This window comes from Thauera humireducens, from assembly GCF_001051995.2.
Taxonomy (GTDB): domain Bacteria; phylum Pseudomonadota; class Gammaproteobacteria; order Burkholderiales; family Rhodocyclaceae; genus Thauera; species Thauera humireducens.
Genome location: NZ_CP014646.1, coordinates 1,718,160 through 1,736,776 on the forward strand (window position 1 = coordinate 1,718,160; position 18,617 = coordinate 1,736,776).

Here is an 18,617-nt window from a genome sequence, read left to right on the forward strand (position 1 = left end):
CGGGTCATGCGATCGGCCGGATCAAGCGGTGTACCAGGCGCGCTGCAGCACACGCGGTGTGGTTGTCCTGATCGAACCGGGGGTTGTATTCGGCGATGTCGGCAAGCACCAGCTTGCCGCTCCGCCGGGCGTGGTCGATCAGTGTCTCGAGCATGGAAAGCTCCACGCCGCGTGCAGCCGGCGCGCTGACACCCGGCGCCTGTGCGGCCGGCAGTACATCGAGGTCGATGGTCAGGTAGAGCTGGTCGATGCCATTCAGGAATGCGTCGAGCCAGCTCAACGCCTCCGCGAGGCGCCAGGGCACGAGCACGTCGTCCTCGAGGAAGTCGACCCCGAGATGCTTCGCACGCGCGTACAGCGCTGCCGTGTTCGACGTTTGCGCCACCCCCATGCAGGCGTAGCGGAAGGGCCAGCCGCGCGCCTGGCATAGCGTGGCGGCCTGCGCAAATGGCGTACCCGAGGTGGCCTGATCCGATGCCCGGAGATCGAAATGGGCGTCGAAGTTGAGAATCCCCAGGACCGGTACCGCGTCTGCCTTGCATGTTGCCGACACCTGATTCGCCAGACCGAGGAAGCTGCCGTACGCGACCTCGTGACCGCCGCCGAGCACGACCGGCAGTTGCCCGTCGGCGAGCAGCGCGCTCACCGCTTCGCCGAGTCGCCGCTGCGCGCCTTCCAGATCGCCATCACTGCACGTGATGTCGCCGGCCTCGTAGAGGGGGCGATCGAGGTGCCAGGGCAGATTGGCAAGGGCGCGTCGCAATGCGGACGGCGCTTCGGCCGCACCGATCCGGCCCTGATTCCGGCGCACCCCCTCGTCACAGGAAAAGCCGAGCAAGGCGACACCGCGCGCTGCACCGGGCAACCACGGTGCAATCATCTGGTGCCAGCGTCGGGCAAGCGCGCCCTCGGCATCGCTGCGACCGGTCCAGATGTTCGGGTCGACGGCATTTGAATGGATAGACATCAGGGTCCTCTCAGCAGGATAGGGCGCGAGCGGGCATCGGTGCTCGCGCAGTCGGAACAGGCAGGGGGAGCGGCTGCGGTTCAGCTCGCCGCGTCATCTGCCAGGTGAAGGCTGATGCGGCGCGCCGTCTCGATCGTCATCGCAAGGATCTCGTCACGCCGGGCACGACCGCGTGCCGATGGCGCCATCACCGTAACGACGCCATGGAGATGGCTCGGGCGGCCAAACAGCGGCGCGCTGACGCCCCAGACGCCTGCATCGATCTCGCCATCGCTCTCGGCATAGCCTGCGGTGCGAATTGCGCTCAGCTCCGCTTCGAGCCTGTTGCGCTCGGCCGATGTGGCGAGGTTCCGCTCCAGCGCATCCTGGCGTTGCGATGCGGGCATGAACGCCAGCAACGCCTTGGCGGAGGCGCCACGAACCAGCGGCTGGCCCTTGCCCGGCGCAAACGCACAGCGCAAGGCCTGCTGGCTCTCGATCAGGTCGATGCAGATCGCCTGGAAATGCGTCGCCACCATGAGCGCCACCGTTTCCCTGCTTTGCTTGGCGAGCCGCATCAGAAGGGGGCGCGCGAGCGTCGAGAGGCCGGCGTCGTTCTGATAGCGCAAGGCGAGCTGCAGGCTCAGCGGTCCTGCACTGTGGCGCCCGTCGCCTCCGGCTTCGCCGATCAGTCCCCAGCGCTGCAGGCTGACCAGATGGCGGTATACGCTGGACAACGGAATCGCCAGAGCCTGGCTGATTTCGCGCGCGTTCAGCGGGGTCTCCGACGTCGCGATCTGTTGCAGGATCTGCAGCGTGCGATCGATTCCGGACAGGCTGGTCTCTGCCATCGTTAGCTCACAGTGAGAATGTTATGAAAACGATATCAGCAGAATAAAGACTGTACGGCTTCCTATTCTCACTAGATGGGAACCAGAAAAATTTTTGATACTCAGGCATCCAGCTCAGGAAGCGGACGTCTTCGGCAATCCGCCATGGCGTTCGGCCTGAGGTCCCCACGGACCGTTTTTGCGCACGGAACGCGATGCGGCTGTCGGATCGGTCCTCCGGGCCGCGTCAACGAAAATGCCCGCCGGGCATGACGCACCGGCGGGCATTGAGGACGACTGCTGCTGATCAGAAGGTGTACTTCACCACCATCGAAAGCTGATCGCGGTCGGTCAGCTGACGGTTCTCGACCGGATCGAGGCTGGCATCGCCGAAGTAGCCCAGGTAGGTCAGGCCGATCTGCAGGTTGCGGCGATAGGTCATCGTCGCTCCGATGCTCAGGCGGTGATCGCCCTCACCCATGCCCAGGTTGCCCTGCAGCGTGCGGCCCTTGAGCTGACGCGAGTAGCTGATCGGCACACCCAGTTCCCAGTTCTCGATGATGCCCGGATAGGTCAGGCTGAGCGTCGAGGCGAAGGCGAGGCCGTAGCTGCCGAAGTTCAGCGAGTCCGACTCGAGCGTTGGCACTGGCACAACACCGAATCCCGGGGCGAAGGTACTGGAGCGATCTCCAGTCGCGCCAGGAATACGGCGTGCGTCCGGGTTACGGACGTCGGTGTAGGCGATCTCCGCGAGGAAGTTTGCCTGCGGCGCCAGGAAGGTACGACCGAGGTTGATGAAGGTATTGATGTTCGTCTGGAGCACATCGGCGGTGGTCGCGGTCGGGATCACGCTCCCACCCATACGGGTGTTAACCAGCGCGGGCGCATCCTTCCGATACGAGATTTCACCACCAAGGGTCGCAATGCCGAAGCTGGTGCTGAACGTCGCGCCCAGCATCTTGATGTCTTCGAAATAGCGATGATTGAAGCCGAAGCCATCGCCATCCGAAAGCACGTAGTCGACATCCACCATCGGTGCGCGGTCGTGATAATTCAGATAGATCAGACCGACCTCGGTTTCATCGGTAACGCGATACTTGGCACCGACCCCCCACTGGCCAATCTTGCCGGGCTTCTCGTCATCACCCCGCGGAACACCACACGTCGGTCCCGCGGTCAGACACACCGCCCCGGGGCCGACCACGTCCGACGTGCTCATGAACGAGCCCGGCGCATTCACCAACGTCTTGTGCCAGCCATACTGCGCATGCGCCATCAGCGACAGCCTTTCATTGACCTCGTACAGGGCCGAAATCTGGTCCTCGGGCAGCAACTGATCCTTCACCTCGGTACCCGGGATGCCAGCCTTGGTGCCGTCCGCAGGCCCCTGAGCAGCCGAGATACCGGGGATGAACAGGGTCTCGCCCCACGACACCACATGCTTGCCCAGACGAACCGTCGCGCGACCTTCCTCGCCCACATTGAACGAGGTGTAGCCATAGACGTCGAGGAGACGGCTGTAGCCGCCGTGATAGCGCTTCGCATCGCTGGTGAAGCGATTCGCCGCCCCCCCGATCTTGTTCGGGAAGGACGTGCCGTCGTTGTCGTTCGAGCCGTGATAGACGTCATCGTAGAAGGTACTGGCAGACAGGATGAAGCCCGAGTTCCCCTTCTTGAGATGCGTGTCGAGCAGCAGGCTGACGCGGTTCGACGTCAGGGAACCCTTGTCGAAGTTGTTGTTGCCGTCATTGCCGCCAGCGTTGTTTGCCAGAAGTCGATCCTGATCCTCGAGACGCGTCGACAACGTGTAGGTCGTGGTCAGCCGCGATTCGAGCACCGCCCCGTTCTCGAACTCGATCGGTTCGAAGGCCATCACCGGTGCGACCATTCCCATACCGATCACCGCGAGCGCGACCGGCTTCATCTTCTTGTGCAGTTTCATGCTGCATGCTCCCTATGGTTCGCTTGATTCGCTCACTGGCCCATCGCACGCAGCGCGGCGGGGGTGTACATGTCGGGGGTCAGGTCGCCGGCATTGAGTACCCATGCCTTGTCGCGCTCCTGGACCAGGTTGAAGCCAACGTAAGCGCCCGAGTTCAGGTCGTGATAGAAGGCGGTGCCGGCCTGCCATGCGTTCAGATCGAAAGCGTAATAGTGGTTGATGAAGGCGTGCTGCCACAGCTCGCCGCGGGTGTCGTAGTAGTCACCCACCGATGCTTGCCAGTTGTCCTCGTCAATGAACATCACGCGCTTACCGAAGGCGTGGCGATAGCCTTCCTTGAGCTTGCCCTCGAGCACCCACACCCGGCGAAGTTCATAGCGCATGAACTTGGGGTTGGCGTGGCCCTTGGTCAGCAGGTCAGCGTACTTCACGTCCTTCGAGTGCAGTCGGTACGCGTTGGCCGGGATGTACATCTCCTTCTTGCCGTGCAGCGTCCACTCGTAGCGGCTGGGGTCGCCGTTCATCAGGCGGTCCTGGTCGATGGTCATCTTGCCGCCGGTACCACCCATCGGGGAGTCGAAGCCGTAGGTCGGCAGTTGGCGCACGCGACGGGTGCCCGGGTCGTACTGCCACGCCAGACGCTTGGCCTTGGCGAAGTTCACCGGTTCCTGCGACGCGGTGTAGCTGCCGCGGTCGCGCTCAGGGAGCAAGGTGCCGGAAATCGAGTAGGCCATCAGACCTTCCATCGGCTTGCCAAGCTCAGTGGGCTGGGTAACAACGTTGAGGTTCTTGTTGACCTGGCGGCCCCAAGTGATGTTGCCGTCCGACCCCACGTCGGCGATGTCGCGCACGATATGCTCGGTGAAGGCACGGTAGGGGAAGTTCATGTTGGCCAGGACTTCCATCGGCGCCTTCGGGATCGGGAAGCCAACCGGCCCCTTGTAGCCCGTGTAGCCGAGGCCGCCATCGATCAACTCCGCCTCGAGCGCATTCTTCTTCGCCAGCTCGCAGATCACGTCCGGGTAGCGGAAATCACGACGACTCTGGTACACCGGCATGCGGAAGGACTCGGGGAAGCGCTTGAACAGGGCCTTCTGGCCGTCGCTCAGCTTGTCCGCGTACTTGTCCATGTTCGCAGCAGTAATCTCGAACAACGGCTTGTCTTCCGGATAGACATCGACCGGATGCTGGCCGGAGTGGAGCGTGTACTCGACGTGCGGCGGCTTGCCCAGCCATTTCCCGGAGAAGGCCGGGATGCTGCCGTCCGCGTTCGGGCCGGCCTCGGCGCCAACGCAGGTAAGTTCCTTGCCAAGCTTTGCGGCTTCGGCTTCAGTCACCTTGGCCATTGCACTACCGGCTGCCATCGACAATGCAATCGTGGTCATGACCGGCACCCAAACACGGGTTTTCATCATTTAAGTCTCCTTCCTGGTGGGCGTTTTGTGTGTCCCGATTGATCCAGCGAACCGGATGCAGCGCGTCCATCTCTCCCTACCGCGGCCTCTGCACCCGTTTGCATTGTTCTGTTTTCGGATCACCTGTCACATCGTCCGATGGGACTAAGTCGACGTATCCGGCTGAACTGTCTCAAGCCTGCGAGGCTGCGATGAAAGCGCTGCGCAACTGGGACTTGAGCAGCTTGCCCGCCGGATTGCGCGGCAAGGCATCGGCCCGCACCTGCACGATGGCCGGAACCTTGTAGGCCGCCAGATGTGCACCGACGTGCGCACGCAAGGCCTCGGCATCCAGCCCGCTCCCCTCGCGCACCGACACCACGGCAGCCACTGCTTCGCCCATCTCTTCGTCGGGCACCGCGAACACTGCGGCCTCGAGCACGTCCGGCTGTTGCAGCAGGCACGATTCGACCTCGGCCGCGGCGATCTTCTCGCCGCAGCGATTGATGACGTCCTTGATGCGGTCGACGACGAACAGGAAACCCTCCTCGTCCAGATAGCCGACGTCGCCGGTACGGAACCAGCCATCCTGCATCGCTGCAGCGGTGGCGTCCGGGTTGCGCCAGTAGCCCTGCATCACGGTAACGCCACGCAGCCAGATCTCCCCCGACTGGCAAGGCGCCAGCGGCTGGCCATCGATGTCCGCAATGCGGACCTCGACGATCGGCGAGGTCATGCCCGAGCTGCGCGGCTTGTAGGCGAACAGCGCCCCGGAGGCAGCGGCACCCACGCCATTTGTTTCGGTCAGGCCGAAGCCGATGCCCGACAGCGAGTTCGGCCGGCGCTGCATCACCTCGTCGATGAGCCGCTGCGGCAAGCCCGCACCGCCAAACCCCAGACCTGCGAGCGTGCCGGTCTGCGCCGGGTCGTCAAACCCCGGTTGTGCCAGCAGCTGCATGACCATCGACGGCGCACCATTGAACTGGGTGATCCGCTCCTCACGGATCACATCCATCGCTTGCGCCGGGTCCCAGCGCGTCACGAACACCAGTTGCCGTCCATTGCGCAGCGAGCTCAGCAACTGCGCGTGCAGGCCGCTGACGTGGAACAGCGGCACGGCCGTCAGGGTGGTCGGCGGCAAGCCCTTCGCCATCAGCGCCGCGACCGCCTCGGGCGAGGTCATGCCCGACAGCGCGCCGATGAAATCGATGTTGAACAGGGCCTGACACACCGCACGCTGCGAGGACAGCACCCCCTTCGCACGACTGGTGGCGCCCGAGGTGAACAGGATCAGCGCCGGATCATCGGGCCCGAGCGCGGGCGCCTGCGCGGGTTCTGCCCCCTGACTGGCCAGCGCGCGATAATCGGCGACGCCGGCCGGCAACGCGCCCTCACCCACGCAGAGGATGCGGCAACCCGCAACCCGGGTATCTGCATCGATGCGCGCCAGTCGCTCGGCGTCGCAGGCAAAGACCTGTGGCTCGACGTCCTCGAGTGCCGCGTGCAGTTCCTCGCCCAGGCCGAAGCTGTTCAGCGGCGCCGGCACCGCACCGATCAACGCTGCCGCGGCAAACACCACCGCCCACTCCGGCCGGTTGCGCATCGCGATGGCGACACGCTCGCCCGGCTTCAGTCCCCATGCGCGCAGCTGTGCGGCAATGGCATCGACCTCGGCGAAGAAACGGTCATAGGTCCAGGTCTCGCCCTGGTAACGGATGAAGGGCTTGGCGCCATGCGCCCTCGCACTCGAAATCAAGGCAGGCAGCGTCGGAAAGGCATTGCGATAGACACGCAAGCTGCGGCCATCGACCTCGGCCTCCTCCGTCTCGAAAGGCGCACCGGGCGCCGTCAGTTGGGCACGAACCTTGTGGGCGAGTTCGGAAAGCGGGGACATCGATTACTCCTGAAGATCAGTTTGCAAGGCTGAAACGGTAAAGCCCGTCATCGTCCAGCACACGGCGAAGCTCGCCCGCATAGCGCAGGAAGGACAGGTGGGCGATGGTTTCGCCGAGCGCCATCATGTCTTCGACGGCGCTGAGCACGCGCGGGAATAGTTTGGACTTGGTCTCGAATGCCGTGACGCTGCCGGCTTCGCGCAGATGGGCGCGCACGATCTCGAACTGCTGGGCGTGATGGGCGTGCAGTTCCGCAACCCGCGGCAGCAGGCCACGGAACACCCGCTCGTGCGAGGGCAGCACCAGAGTGTCGGGTGCGAGCGTGGCGAGGCGGTCGAGCGAATCGAGCCAGAGCTTGAGCGGATTCGCCTCGGGCTCGATGTCGGAGACCAGCACGTTCGAGGTGATGCGCGGCAGCAACTGGTCGCCGGCGATCAGCAGGCGGTCGGAATCGCAATACAGGCAGGCATGCTCGGGCGAGTGACCTTCGCCGATCACCACCCGCCAGTCACGACCGCCGATCGTCAGCACCTGAGCTTCGCGCAGCCGGTTGAACGCCCGCGGCTGAGGCGGCATGAAGGGATCGCGGCGCAGTTTGGCGAACATCTCCTCGACCCGCTCGCGCGGCATGCCGGCACGCAGGTAGAACTTGAGCAGGGAATCCGGCAAGGGCTCGGGGGGTGGCCCTGCGAGCGTACGCATGGTGAAGTACTCGCCATGCGTCATGTACAGCGGCGCCTCGAAACGCTCGGTCAGCCACGCCGACAAGCCCGCATGATCGTAGTGGAAATGCGTGCAGATCACGCCCTTGAGCGGCAGGCCCTCGAAATGCCGCTCGACGATCGATTCCCACAGCGTGCGAGAGGCCGGCAGGTTGAGCCCGGTATCGACGATGAACCAGCCGTCGCCGTCGCGCAGCAGATAGACGTTGATGTGATCGAGCTGCATCGGCATCGGCATGCGCGCCCAGAAAATGCCCTGTGCCAGCTCGACCAGTTCGCCGTCGGGCCGCGGCGGCGCGAACGGAAACGCGATACGTTCCTTGCCGCTGGCGGCCGCTTCTGCAGGGGATTGCACGATATCGACCATGGTGTCTCCGTCATTGTCATTGTTGTCCTAGCCTCACATTAGGCGGGGGCGCTGGACATCGACACGTCCAAAAGGACGATATCCGCCGCCCTGCCCCACCCGCTCCCCGAGCATCCGGGCTCCATCGTCCAAACAGAGGATGTGCAGCCCCTGGAGCCTCGACAGAATCGTCAATGCTAGGTACTTCGGGCCTACGGTTGGCGCAGGCCCGGCGGAATGCAGACTGGATCACAACGAAGAGGAGGCCCGCATGGCCACAACGAAAGACTATCGCCTTGGTGAATACACCTTCCCGCGCGGCTGGTTCATGATTGCCGAGGCGTCCGAACTCGACACCCACAAGCCGCTCGCGGTGCGCTTCTTCGGCCAGGACTTCGCGCTCTACCGCGGTCGCGAGAGCGGCAAGGTCGTGCTGCTCGACGCCTACTGTCCGCACATGAAGACGCACCTCGCCGCACCCAACAAGACCTCGTACGTCGTGCTCGACGGCGGCGGCACCAACATCGAAGGCGACGGCATCCGCTGCCCGTATCACGGCTGGCGCTTTGGCGCGGACGGCAAGTGCGACCACATCCCTTATCACGAGGGCCAGATCCCCGCCGCGGCCAAGGTCAAGTCCTGGCCGGTGGTCGAAAGCCTGGGGGCGATCTGGGTGTGGCACGACCCCGAAGGCGGCGAACCGGAATGGGATCACCCCAGCCTCAAGGAGTGGAACGACCCGGCCTGGGTGCACTGGAAATTCGACCACCTGGGCATCCTCAACCAGCACCCGCAGGAAGTCATCGACAACATCTGCGACTACGGTCACCTGAGCCCGATTCACGGCTCGACCGTGCTCAAGTACGAAAACGAATTCAAGGGCCACAACGCCATCCAGCGCCAGTGCGGGCCGCACCGCACGCTGGTCGGTGAGGACGGTGTCAGCCCCGTGCTGCACACCATCACCATCTACCACGGCCCGGGCGTGCTGATCTCTCACCTCACCGGCCTGTACGACGCGGTGATGATGATCTGCAACACCCCGGTCGATGACGGTTCAATCAAGGTCTGGCACGCGCTGCTGGTCAAGTCGCCGAGCGGCAGCAAGGTCGCGACCCATACGGACATGGTGGCCGCGCGCCATTATCAGGAGATGGCGCTCACCGCCTTCGCGCAGGACTTCGAAGTGTGGTCGCACAAGGCGGCCTGCCTGAACGGCCTCTTCATTCCCAGCGACGGCCCGTTCATGAAGGCGCGCATCTGGTACAAGCAGTTCTACAACCCGCGCGCGAAGAAGAACGAATACCTCGAGCAGTGCGAGGGCTACTACGTGCCCAAGGGCATCGCGCCCTACACCGAAACGCCCGTGGAGGCCTGATCCGCCGCACGCACCACAAGGACGGCCTGTCATTCCGACAGGCCGTTTTTCCATCTTTCGCACACAGGGAATCTCCACATGGTCATTGCAAGTGTCGCGCCCTGGGTCGGGCTGATCGGCCTCATCGGTCTCGCCGGCCTCGCCGGCATCCGTCGCCCGGTCCTTCCCACGCGCGCCGGGGCGGCCATCCGCATGCTCGGCCTGCTCGGCCTGGCGGGACTGGCCGGTTTCTGGATCGACGGCGCCGGCGCCATGGGCGCCTTCGGCGCGCTCGGCCTCTGGAACCACCAGTCTCCCGCACTCGCGTTCTGGGGTCGCATGGGCTGGACCGGGCTGGCCGGGCTGCCCTTCGCACTTGTCACGCTCGTCTGAAACGACGCGGCCCCGTCTGGACGGGGCCGCGATGCGTCACACCTTCAGCGTCTTCGACAGGCGCCCATAGAGCTTCTTCGAATACGGCGGCAACAAGCCGAGGGCCTTGCGCGGATCCCACCAGCCGCTGCGGTACACCGTGCGCGGATGACAGAATTCGTTGAATCCCTCTCGCCCGTGATACACCCCCATGCCCGAGGCGCCCACGCCGCCGAAGGGCGCGTCGTGCGCGGCGACCTGCAGCATCACGTCATTGATCGCTACGCCACCGGACAGGGTGTGCGCCAGCACCCGACGTTCCTCTGCACGGTCAGCACCGAAGTAGTAAAGCGCGAGCGGACGCGGCCCGGCGTTGATGCGATCGATGACCGCAGCGATGTCCGCGTAGCGCTCGACCTGCAGCACCGGGCCGAAGATCTCCTCCTGCGCAATCCGCGCGCCGGCTGGGGGATCGACCACCAGGTGCAGCGGCAGCTTGCGCCCGCTGCCGGCCAGGCCCCCGCCGCAGTCGACGATCCGCCCGCCTGCCGAGCGGACCTCGTCCAGGTAGCCGCGGATGCGGGCAAAGTGGCGCGCGTCGATCACCGAGGTCAGCGCGGCATCGCCGGCGACCGGGGGGAACAGGCGTCGATGAACCGCCTCGCACGCCGCAATGAAGGGCTCGACGAGCTCGTCCGCGACATGCACCGTGTCCGGGCTGACGCAGACCTGGCCGCTATTCATCACCTTCGCGCTCAAGATGCGCTCCGCGGCGAGGCGCACATCCGCGCTCCGGCCGACCACCACCGGCGACTTGCCGCCCAGTTCCAGCGTGACGGGCACCAGGTTCTCGGCCGCGGCCCGCATCACCCGGATACCGGTCGTCGTGCTGCCGGTAAACACCAGGTGATCGAAGGGCAAGGCACTGAATGCCCCCGCCACCGCCGCATCGCCGGTGAACACGGCGACCTCGTCCGCCGCGAACAGGTCCTGGACCGCCGCCTGCAACAGGGCCGAGGTGCGTGGCACGAACTCCGACGGTTTCAGCATCGCGCGGTTGCCGGCAGCGAGCGCAAAGGCCAGCGGCGCCAGGGTGGTGAACAACGGCACGTTCCACGGCCCCAGGATGCCCACCACCCCCTTGGGCATGCGCTGCACCTCGACCCGGGCCCCGAACAGGTTGAAAGGGACGACGCCGTCGCGCCGGTCGGGCTTCATCCAGCGTCGGATCCGCCCGCGTGCGTACTTGACCGTGTTGAAGGTCGCCATCACGTCGCTCATCAGCGAGGTCTCGCGCGGCCGCCCGCCAAAATCCGCGTCGAGCGCAGCGCAGAAATCGTCCGCCCGTTCGCGCAGCAGAACCATCAGCCGCGTGAGGCGATCGGTGCGCAGGGCCGCATCCGGCAGGCCGTCACGCGTCTGAGCGGCCTTCATCGCCTCGAGGCAGGCGCACAGCGCCGCCTCGTCGGGCGTCTGCAGGCGCGCCACTTCGTCACCGTTCATCTTCATCTCGCTCCTCAATCCCAAGCTGGCGTTCGACATCAGCGCCGCGCAGCACGCGCGAACTCGGCCGCACGCTCGCCGATCACGATCGACGTGGCGTTGGTGTTGCCCGAGATCAGCCGCGGCATCACCGAGGCATCGGCCACGCGCAGGCCTGTCACGCCGCGGACCGCCAGCGTGGTATCGACGACCGCGGCGGCGTCGCTGCCCATGCGACAGGTGCCCACCGGATGATGTCCGGTGCTACCTGCACGGCGGGCATAGTCCAGCAACTGCTCGCGCGTGGTCGCGGCCGCACCGGGATACACCTCGCCCGCGGTGATCGCCGCGAGCGCAGGGGCGGCGGCGATGCGCCGCGCCCACGCCATGCCGGCCAGCGTGACCTCGACGTCATGCTCGGTGCTCAGGTAGTTCATGCGCAGGCGCGGCCTCGCGGCAGGATCGGCCGAGGCGAGGCTGACAACGCCACGCGAAGTCGGCCGGCAGACGTTGGGCGCCAGCGTGTAGCCGGGAAAGCCGTGCAGCTTCTTGTGCTCGCCGTCGAGATCGCCCGAGAGCGGCAGCAGGTGGAACTGAAGGTCCGGGCGCAGGAGATCCGCGCGGCTGCGCAGGAAGATGCCGACCTCGGCCGCCGGCATGGTCATCGCGCCGCGCTTGCGCATGAGATAGTTCATCACTTCGAGCAGCACGCGCGCCCCGCCCAGGCGGGGGTTCATCGACGGCTGGCCGTCGCGCAGCCGCCACATCAGCGGCACCACCAGATGATCCTGCAGGTCTGCGCCCACCGCGGGCGCATCAACGCGCACCGGAATGCCGTGGCGCGCGAGCTCCGCGCCCGGGCCGATCCCCGACAGCATCAGGATCTGCGGCGAGCCGATGGCGCCGGCGCACAGGATCACCTCGGCGCGCGCCGCAGCCAGCTTCTCCTGCCCGCCGAGCTGGTAGCGCACCCCGGTCGCGCGCCCGCCCTCGATCACCACGCCGGCGACCAACGCCCCCGTGTGCACCGCGAGGTTCTTGCGCTTGCGCGCGGGATGCAGGTAGCCACGTGCCGCCGAGCAGCGGCGCGCGTGGGCGATCGTCGCCTGGTACGGCCCGACGCCTTCCTGGCGCGCACCGTTGAAATCGCGGGTGCGGGGAACGCCCGCCTGCTCGGCCGCGCGGATCATGACCTCGGCGAGCGGCGTCGGGTCGACCAGGTCGGACACCGCAATCGGGCCGTCCTTACCGTGGTGCTCGTCGGCGATGCCCAGGTTGCGCTCCATGCGGCGGAAGTACGGCGCGAGGTCGGCCCAGCCCCAGCCGGGCGCCCCGGCCATGACCCAGTCGTCGTAGTCCTCGTGCTGGCCGCGGATGTAGATGAGGCCGTTGATCGCCGAGCTGCCACCCAGCACCTTGCCGCGCGGCAAGGGCACGCTGCGGCCGCCGAGACCGGGCTCCGCCTCGGTCTCGAAGGCCCAGTTGAAGGGGCTGGCCGGATCCTGCGTCTTGCCCCAGCCGGCCGGCATGTCGATCAGCAGCTTGTCATCGCGCCCGCCGGCCTCGAGCAGCAGCACGCGGCAGCCGGGGTCCTCGGAGAGGCGCGCAGCCACCGCGCAGCCGGCGCTACCCGCCCCCACCACGATGTAGTCGAAGCTGTCCATCTCAATCCTCCCGGATCAGCGTGCAGGCGGCCACGTCGCGCCCGACGCGGGCGTCATTGACCGGCGCGGCCGGGTCGGGGCGACCGAAGGACACCCCGAACAGGAGCTGGGCGCCGGGCGCGATGTCGAACTCGGCGCGCACCCGCTCGGGGTGGAAGCTGAGCGCGGTCTGCGGGCAGCTCGCATGGCCCATGCTGGTCAGCGCCAGCATGAAGGTCTGCGCACACATGCCCAGGTCGGCGGCCTCGCGGACGCCGAAGCCCGGGGGCAGGAAGAAGAAGGCGACGTGCGGCGCGCCGAAGAAGGCGTAGTTGCGCATGAACTGCGCCTGCCGACCGGCCTTGTCCTCGCGCCCGATGCCGGCCGCTCCGTAGAGGGCCTCGGCGGCGGCGACCTGGCGCTCGCGGTAGATGCCGGCATAGCGGCCGTCGTAGGGCAGGTCCGGCGCCATGTGGCCGCGCATCATGTCGGCCGAGATGGCGGCCGCCAGCCGGTCGCGGGTGGCGCCGGACGCCACGACGATTGTCCACGGCTGCGTGTTGCAGTTCGACGGCGCCCGGCAGGCGAGCGCGAGGGCGCGCTCGATGTCGGCGCGCGGCAGCGGCTCGGCGAGAAAGGCACGGGTCGACGCGCGACGCGCGACGATGTCGGCGAAGGCCGCCGCGAGATCGATATCAGTCTGTTGCATGGAAAGGTTCATCCGGGTTGATGCAGAGGGATCGGCCTGATGCGCCGCCGCAGGGGGGCGTGCTGGGGGTCCGACGCGTCAGCGCCCTTCCCACACCGGTGCGCGCTTCTGGTTGAAGGCCATGATGCCCTCGACCACGTCGCGGCTGCCCCGCATCGCCTCGATGGCCGGATAGCCGCCCGCATCCTGGCGGCGGATCGCCTCGTCGAGCGACAGCGCCAGACCGTCGCGCACCGCGGCCTTGGTCGCGCGCAGCGCCAGCGGCGCGTTGGCGCACAGCAGCGCGCACCAGTGCGCGATGGCGAAATCCATCGCGCCGTCGTCCACCACCTCGTTCACCAGCCCCCACTCCGCCGCCTGCTCGGCATCGATGCTGCGCGCCGTCAGCAGCAGCTCCATCGCCCGCTTCATGCCGATCTGGCGCGGCAGGCGGTGCATGCCGCCGGCGTAGGCGACAGCGCCGATGCGCGGCTCTGGCAGCGCAAAGCTCGAGCTGCGGGTGGCGAGCACCAGGTCGCAGGCCATCGCCACCTCGAAGCCACCGCCCATGGCGATGCCCTCGACCGCCGCGATGACCGGCTTGTCGAGGTCGAAGCGGCTGGTGAGGCCGCCATAGCCGGTGGCGGGAATCGTGTAGGGGGCGCCGCCTTCGAGCGCGGTGCGCATGGCACGGATGTCGCCACCGGCCGAGAAGGCCCGGCCGCCCGCGCCACGCACGACGGCGATCCAGAGTTCGTCATCGGCCGCGAAGGCATCGAAGGCCTCGGACATCAGCGCCTGAGTTTCCGGGTCGAGCGCGTTCATCGCCTCGGGCCGGTTGATGGTGACGGTCAGCACATGGCCGTCGATTCGGGTCAGAACCTTGCTCATCGTTATTCAATCCTCTTCACATCAGATCGGGCTGAACGTCTCACGCAGCGACGTCGAGCAGCCCCTTGAACCCGCTCGGCGCATGCGCGCCGACGATCATCTGCTCCACGACACCCTGTCCGCGACAGGGCGCCTGGCCGGGTCGGCGCAGTTCAGCACTGCACAGTGCGTGCAGATGCACCTGGGCGAAATCGTTGGGGTCGAGCACTCGGGTATCCAGGTTCTGGAACGCGGTCTCAAAGACGCCGTGATACATGCCGTGCCCCCACACAGGGTGGTTGTAGCCCTCGCCCTGTTTGTAGACGACCTCGCCGCAGTTCAGCTCGACCACGATTTCTTCACCCGCGGGCAGAGTCGCGCTGATACGCAGCCCGGCAAGCTGGCGCGTACCCGGCCGGTACGCGGCCTGATGCCTGACCGACTCCAGCTTCTGCGGCGCGCCACCGTCGAGCGGCACCAGCACCGCCGCGCGGTTCCAGCCCTGCCCCTGGGCATCGTCGTTGGTGTGGAAGAAGAGCATGCAGTCGTCGAAATGCAACGGCGCCCACAGCCAGTACCACTGCGGCTCGCCTGCCGGGGCATGGGGGCGCGTGTCGCGCGGCCCCAGCGGGCGCACGCCCCAGGAGCGGTCACGCGCGCCGCGCCAGCCATGCACCGCAAGACGCTCGTCGCCGAGTGCGATCTCGCCCTGCCAGGTGCCGCCCTGGGTCATGCGCGTCAGGTCCAGCACCGTGAGCGACCCCGCGCGATGGGTGAAGCGCGGCTCCTCGACCGGCGCGGCGCGCCCGGTGAATTCGAGCACGGCCTTGACGTTGTGGGCTGCATCGTCCACCGCCACGCGCAGGCGCTTGAGCGGCTCGAGCACCTCGACTGCAATCGGCCCCACCCGGGTATCCATGCGCTCGTAATCGAGATGGCGGGATGCAAAGACGCTGTGCTGAACGCCGTCGCGCTGGACCATGAAGGCCGCGTCGATGATGTTCAGGTGGGGATAGACACCGAGCGCCGCACCGAAGAACACCTCGCTCGCGGCGTCATAGCCCTGGAAGTAGTAGCGGTCGTAGAAGTTGCGGTCGCTGCCGGCGAAGGCCACCGGCTCGGGCAACTGATGGACCGGGTAATCGTCGGCGGCAGTCAGCATGCTTCGCCTCCTTGCACAAACGGCAGCCCCTGCTCCGCAGCGAGAATGCGCAGGATGCTGCTGCCACCGTTGTTCAGGTCCATTCGCTGCTCGCGCGCAACGAAGCCGCGGTCCATGAACAGGCAGCCGATGCGCGCCATGATGAGGGCGAACTTGAAGGCGCAGAACAATTCGTAGTAGGCAAGGTTGTCCGCCTTCAGGCCGCTGTGGCGTTCCCAGTGGGCGATGGTCTCGTCGCGCGAAGGCAAGCCCTCGAGTCGCGGGTAGCCGTAGCCGTCGCACAGCGAGCGATCGAGCATGATCCACCAGGCGAGGTCGTCCACCGGGTTGCCCAGGTGCGCCGACTCCCAGTCGAGGACACCGGTGCAACGATCGTCCTCCTCGTCGAACAGGCAGTTGCCGAGCTTGGCATCACCCCAGCACGGCCCTACCTGCTCACCCTGTGGCCGGTTCGCCTCGAGCCACGCGAGCGCGGCACGCAGCAGCGGGTACGGCTCGGCGAGCGACTCGGCCCAGGCGAGGAAGTCGCGCAGGCTGCGCAGCTGGCGATCGAGCGGCGATTCGCCCGGCGTGGGGGTATCGAGGAAATCGAGACCGAGCGCTGCCCCGTCGAGCCGATTGACGCGCGCCATCATCTCGACGCCGTTCAACCACACCGCGCGACGCCGTTCGATAGGCAGCGCATGCAGCCAGCCGTCGAGGTGGTAGGGCGGGTTCTCGGTCGGGGCGCGGCCGGGCATGCGCTCCATCAGATAGAAGGGCCGCCCAAGCGGGCTGGCTTCGTCCGAGAGCACACCCGCCTCGCCGAGCAGACGGGGCACCGGTACGTCGGTGCCGGACAGCTGGTTCATGCAGCGGTACTGGATCGAGAGGTCGTAGCGCGGGAACAGCGCGGTATCTGCCGGCTGCAGGCGCAACACCAGCGGAATGCGCTCGCGTGTGCCGCCTTCCTCCCAGAGCAGGTCGAGCAGCCAGGTTTCGTTCGAAAAACCCTGGATCGGCGGGCGGACATCCACCAACTCGATGTCTTGCTTCTGCGGCCAGCGTGCGCTCAGCCAGGCGCCCAGCGCCGCGACGATCGCGGCGGACTCTCGGTTCATGCGGAGGTCTCCTCTTTTCTGTCTTCTGTCCCTGCGCAGGCCGTCGGTCGGTCACGCAGAGTGGAAACCAGTATAGGGAGCACCAAAGACGGCCGCGATTCGCATTGGCGAACGCCAGAGACTGCCTACAGACCCTTGTTTTTAATAGAAAAAAAGAATAACCACCGGAACCAGAGGGTAGCCCTTTCGCGTTTCACCCGCTTCGGGCGCTCAAGCGCGGGGCGGAAGGTGCTGATCGAGGACGCCCAGCGCCATCGCCAACAGGCAATCGGTGAAGACCGGCGACTCGACGCGCCCCGGGTCGTCCTCGAGGGTGACGCGAATCATAGAGCGCAGCCCCATGCACAACATGTAGGCACTCATGTCGCGTCGCGCCGGCGTCATCTCCGGCACATAGAGCGCGACGAAAGGCCCCCAGGCCTGATCGATGTAATCGCGCGAACTCTCATAAGGCCCGAGGCGCATGCCCACCTGCAGATCAGGGTGATAGCGCAGGTGGAAATCGCGGTGCAGGCGATACAGGCGCAGTTCGACCCGCACCATGTTCTCGAGGATCTCGCGCAGCGCACCGGCCAGAGGCATGCCGGTCACCCGTTCGCGCAGTGCCGGAACGTGGACCGACACCTCCTCGTCGAGGATGTGGTTGAAGACCACGCTCACCACTGCTTCCTTGTTGGGGAAATACTGGTAGATCGAACCCACGGCCACGCCTGATACCTCGGACAGGCGGTTGACCGTCAAGGCTTCCACGCCTTCGCGCTCGAGAATGTGAATGCAGGCCTCCACCAGCGCGGTCACCAGCGAGCGCGAGCGCGACTGCGTCGGCAATTTGCGGGGCGCGGGCAGGCGGCCCGAAGCGAAAACATCGTTGGGAAAGGGCTTCTTGCTGCTCATGAGAATGCGAGGTGAACCCGTCGTCGGCACGCGTTCACATAATTTTCCTATTTCGTTCAGCGACTTGCATGCCGTCTCAGCTGCCCGGCAATGCGAATTCCAGACGCGCCGGGACGCTTCCTATACTTTCCGCCACACGTTCGATGCACGAACGGTTCAACTCTAACAAAGGTGGAGGCACAACATGGAAGCACTCGGAACGCCCACCCTCGCGATGCCCCTCGCGGGCCGGCGCGCCCTCATCACCGGCGGCTCGCGCGGTATCGGGCTGGCCATTGCCGAGCGCTTCATCGAGGCGGGCGCCGAAGTGGTCATCGTGTCGCGCAAGCAGGATCAGCTCGATGCCGTCGCCGCCCAGTTGCGCACGCGAGGCGGCAAGGCGCATGCGATCGCCGCCCATGTCGGCAAGCTCGACGAGATCCGCGCCCTGGTCGCCCGCCTGGACACCGAAGGCCTGGCCATCGACGTGCTGGTCAACAACGCCGGGATCAGCCCGCCCCACGTCGAATCCATGGTCGACACCACCGAGGCGCTGTGGGACAAGGTGATGGACGTCAATCTGAAGGGCCCATTCTTCCTCACTGCCGAGATCGGCCGCCGCATGGCCGCGCGCGGCGGCGGCAGCGTGGTCAACATCAGCACGACCTCGGCGCTGATGGCCCAGCCCGAGATCGCCGCCTACTGCATCTCGAAGGCCGCGCTCAACGCCATGACCCGCTGCTTCGCCCGCGAACTCGGGCCCCAGGGCGTGCGGGTGAACGCGATCTCCTGCGGGGTGATCAAGACGGCGATGGGCGACCACACGCTGAACGATCCGCAGCGCTATGCCGACATGATGAAGATCAACCCGCTCAAACGCGTCGGCTACCCGGAGGAAGTCGCGGCCACCGCGCTCTACCTGGCGAGCGATGCATCGAGCTACAGCACGGGCATCATCCTGCAGGTCGACGGCGGCGTTCTGGCCTGAGGCTGGC

The 18,617-nt window shown here is 66.3% G+C and carries 16 protein-coding genes; 3 read left to right on the forward strand and 13 right to left on the reverse strand.

All coding sequences use genetic code 11. From position 1 onward, the window contains the following. Window positions 1–4: 4 nt before the first annotated feature. The 6 genes from hutG to AC731_RS08180 all read right to left on the reverse strand — a co-directional run bounded on the left by hutG (window position 5) and on the right by AC731_RS08180 (window position 8,096). The gene (gene hutG / locus AC731_RS08155) at window positions 5–967 is read right to left on the reverse strand and encodes a formimidoylglutamase (protein ID WP_048705026.1); all 963 of its coding nucleotides are present in this window, start codon (window positions 965–967) and stop codon (window positions 5–7) included. Window positions 968–1,047: 80 nt separating this feature from the next. After that, window positions 1,048–1,797, reverse strand: coding sequence for an IclR family transcriptional regulator (locus AC731_RS08160; RefSeq protein ID WP_048705028.1), 750 nt, complete (start codon window positions 1,795–1,797; stop codon window positions 1,048–1,050). A gap of 286 nt (window positions 1,798–2,083) precedes the next feature. Beyond that, the gene (locus AC731_RS08165; RefSeq protein ID WP_048705030.1) at window positions 2,084–3,718 is read right to left on the reverse strand and encodes a DUF1302 domain-containing protein; all 1,635 of its coding nucleotides are present in this window, start codon (window positions 3,716–3,718) and stop codon (window positions 2,084–2,086) included. A 32-nt stretch (window positions 3,719–3,750) separates the two neighbouring features. After that, window positions 3,751–5,133 carry a DUF1329 domain-containing protein gene (locus AC731_RS08170; RefSeq protein ID WP_048705032.1) on the reverse strand — a complete coding sequence of 461 codons (1,383 nt, stop codon included), beginning with the start codon at window positions 5,131–5,133 and terminating at the stop codon, window positions 3,751–3,753. Between the two features lie 172 nt (window positions 5,134–5,305). Next, window positions 5,306–7,006 carry a class I adenylate-forming enzyme family protein gene (locus AC731_RS08175; protein ID WP_048705034.1) on the reverse strand — a complete coding sequence of 567 codons (1,701 nt, stop codon included), beginning with the start codon at window positions 7,004–7,006 and terminating at the stop codon, window positions 5,306–5,308. A 16-nt stretch (window positions 7,007–7,022) separates the two neighbouring features. Continuing rightward, entirely contained in the window at window positions 7,023–8,096 is a 1,074-nt protein-coding gene (locus AC731_RS08180) for an MBL fold metallo-hydrolase (RefSeq protein WP_048705039.1), read from the reverse strand. 250 nt (window positions 8,097–8,346) lie between these two features. Between AC731_RS08180 and AC731_RS08185 the strand changes: the two genes are divergently transcribed. Both AC731_RS08185 and AC731_RS08190 read left to right on the forward strand, forming a co-directional pair. Continuing rightward, window positions 8,347–9,453, forward strand: coding sequence for a Rieske 2Fe-2S domain-containing protein (locus AC731_RS08185; RefSeq protein WP_048705041.1), 1,107 nt, complete (start codon window positions 8,347–8,349; stop codon window positions 9,451–9,453). A 78-nt stretch (window positions 9,454–9,531) separates the two neighbouring features. Continuing rightward, window positions 9,532–9,825, forward strand: coding sequence for a hypothetical protein (locus tag AC731_RS08190; protein ID WP_048705043.1), 294 nt, complete (start codon window positions 9,532–9,534; stop codon window positions 9,823–9,825). A 36-nt stretch (window positions 9,826–9,861) separates the two neighbouring features. Here the strand turns inward: AC731_RS08190 and AC731_RS08195 are convergent, their stop codons facing one another. The 7 genes from AC731_RS08195 to AC731_RS08225 all read right to left on the reverse strand — a co-directional run bounded on the left by AC731_RS08195 (window position 9,862) and on the right by AC731_RS08225 (window position 17,643). Next, on the reverse strand, window positions 9,862–11,307 hold the full coding sequence (locus AC731_RS08195; protein ID WP_237266624.1) for an aldehyde dehydrogenase family protein: 1,446 nt from the start codon (window positions 11,305–11,307) through the stop codon (window positions 9,862–9,864). A gap of 38 nt (window positions 11,308–11,345) precedes the next feature. Then, window positions 11,346–12,950, reverse strand: a complete 1,605-nt coding sequence (locus AC731_RS08200) for a GMC family oxidoreductase (RefSeq protein ID WP_048705046.1) — start codon at window positions 12,948–12,950, stop codon at window positions 11,346–11,348. A 1-nt stretch (window position 12,951) separates the two neighbouring features. After that, window positions 12,952–13,638: a nitroreductase gene (locus AC731_RS08205; protein ID WP_048705048.1), complete on the reverse strand. Its 687-nt coding sequence runs from the start codon at window positions 13,636–13,638 to the stop codon at window positions 12,952–12,954. Window positions 13,639–13,716: 78 nt separating this feature from the next. Next, window positions 13,717–14,508 (reverse strand): enoyl-CoA hydratase-related protein, encoded by a 792-nt coding sequence (locus AC731_RS08210; RefSeq protein WP_048705050.1) that lies wholly within the window; start codon window positions 14,506–14,508, stop codon window positions 13,717–13,719. A gap of 40 nt (window positions 14,509–14,548) precedes the next feature. Further along, complete coding sequence (locus AC731_RS08215; protein WP_048705053.1) at window positions 14,549–15,649, reverse strand: Rv3169 family protein; 1,101 nt, start codon at window positions 15,647–15,649, stop codon at window positions 14,549–14,551. Then, entirely contained in the window at window positions 15,643–16,749 is a 1,107-nt protein-coding gene (locus tag AC731_RS08220) for a phosphotransferase family protein (RefSeq protein ID WP_048705055.1), read from the reverse strand. Before AC731_RS08220 ends, AC731_RS08215 begins: the two co-directional genes overlap by 7 nt. A 210-nt stretch (window positions 16,750–16,959) precedes the next feature. Beyond that, a complete protein-coding gene (locus AC731_RS08225) occupies window positions 16,960–17,643 on the reverse strand; it encodes a TetR/AcrR family transcriptional regulator (protein WP_048705057.1) in 684 nt (227 codons plus the stop codon). A 184-nt stretch (window positions 17,644–17,827) separates the two neighbouring features. On the opposite strand from AC731_RS08225, the gene AC731_RS08230 reads away from it, so the two are divergent. Continuing rightward, a complete protein-coding gene (locus AC731_RS08230) occupies window positions 17,828–18,610 on the forward strand; it encodes an SDR family NAD(P)-dependent oxidoreductase (protein WP_048705058.1) in 783 nt (260 codons plus the stop codon). Window positions 18,611–18,617: the final 7 nt, after the last annotated feature.

What these genes read in the sequence shown, in the direction of transcription:
- hutG (WP_048705026.1), bottom strand. Translation starts at nt 967, where the DNA reads ATGTCTATCCATTCAAATGCCGTCGACCCGAACATCTGGACCGGTCGC.
- AC731_RS08160 (WP_048705028.1), bottom strand. Translation starts at nt 1,797, where the DNA reads ATGGCAGAGACCAGCCTGTCCGGAATCGATCGCACGCTGCAGATCCTG.
- AC731_RS08165 (WP_048705030.1), bottom strand. Translation starts at nt 3,718, where the DNA reads ATGAAACTGCACAAGAAGATGAAGCCGGTCGCGCTCGCGGTGATCGGT.
- AC731_RS08170 (WP_048705032.1), bottom strand. Translation starts at nt 5,133, where the DNA reads ATGATGAAAACCCGTGTTTGGGTGCCGGTCATGACCACGATTGCATTG.
- AC731_RS08175 (WP_048705034.1), bottom strand. Translation starts at nt 7,006, where the DNA reads ATGTCCCCGCTTTCCGAACTCGCCCACAAGGTTCGTGCCCAACTGACG.
- AC731_RS08180 (WP_048705039.1), bottom strand. Translation starts at nt 8,096, where the DNA reads ATGGTCGATATCGTGCAATCCCCTGCAGAAGCGGCCGCCAGCGGCAAG.
- AC731_RS08185 (WP_048705041.1), top strand. Translation starts at nt 8,347, where the DNA reads ATGGCCACAACGAAAGACTATCGCCTTGGTGAATACACCTTCCCGCGC.
- AC731_RS08190 (WP_048705043.1), top strand. Translation starts at nt 9,532, where the DNA reads ATGGTCATTGCAAGTGTCGCGCCCTGGGTCGGGCTGATCGGCCTCATC.
- AC731_RS08195 (WP_237266624.1), bottom strand. Translation starts at nt 11,307, where the DNA reads ATGAACGGTGACGAAGTGGCGCGCCTGCAGACGCCCGACGAGGCGGCG.
- AC731_RS08200 (WP_048705046.1), bottom strand. Translation starts at nt 12,950, where the DNA reads ATGGACAGCTTCGACTACATCGTGGTGGGGGCGGGTAGCGCCGGCTGC.
- AC731_RS08205 (WP_048705048.1), bottom strand. Translation starts at nt 13,638, where the DNA reads ATGCAACAGACTGATATCGATCTCGCGGCGGCCTTCGCCGACATCGTC.
- AC731_RS08210 (WP_048705050.1), bottom strand. Translation starts at nt 14,508, where the DNA reads ATGAGCAAGGTTCTGACCCGAATCGACGGCCATGTGCTGACCGTCACC.
- AC731_RS08215 (WP_048705053.1), bottom strand. Translation starts at nt 15,649, where the DNA reads ATGCTGACTGCCGCCGACGATTACCCGGTCCATCAGTTGCCCGAGCCG.
- AC731_RS08220 (WP_048705055.1), bottom strand. Translation starts at nt 16,749, where the DNA reads ATGAACCGAGAGTCCGCCGCGATCGTCGCGGCGCTGGGCGCCTGGCTG.
- AC731_RS08225 (WP_048705057.1), bottom strand. Translation starts at nt 17,643, where the DNA reads ATGAGCAGCAAGAAGCCCTTTCCCAACGATGTTTTCGCTTCGGGCCGC.
- AC731_RS08230 (WP_048705058.1), top strand. Translation starts at nt 17,828, where the DNA reads ATGGAAGCACTCGGAACGCCCACCCTCGCGATGCCCCTCGCGGGCCGG.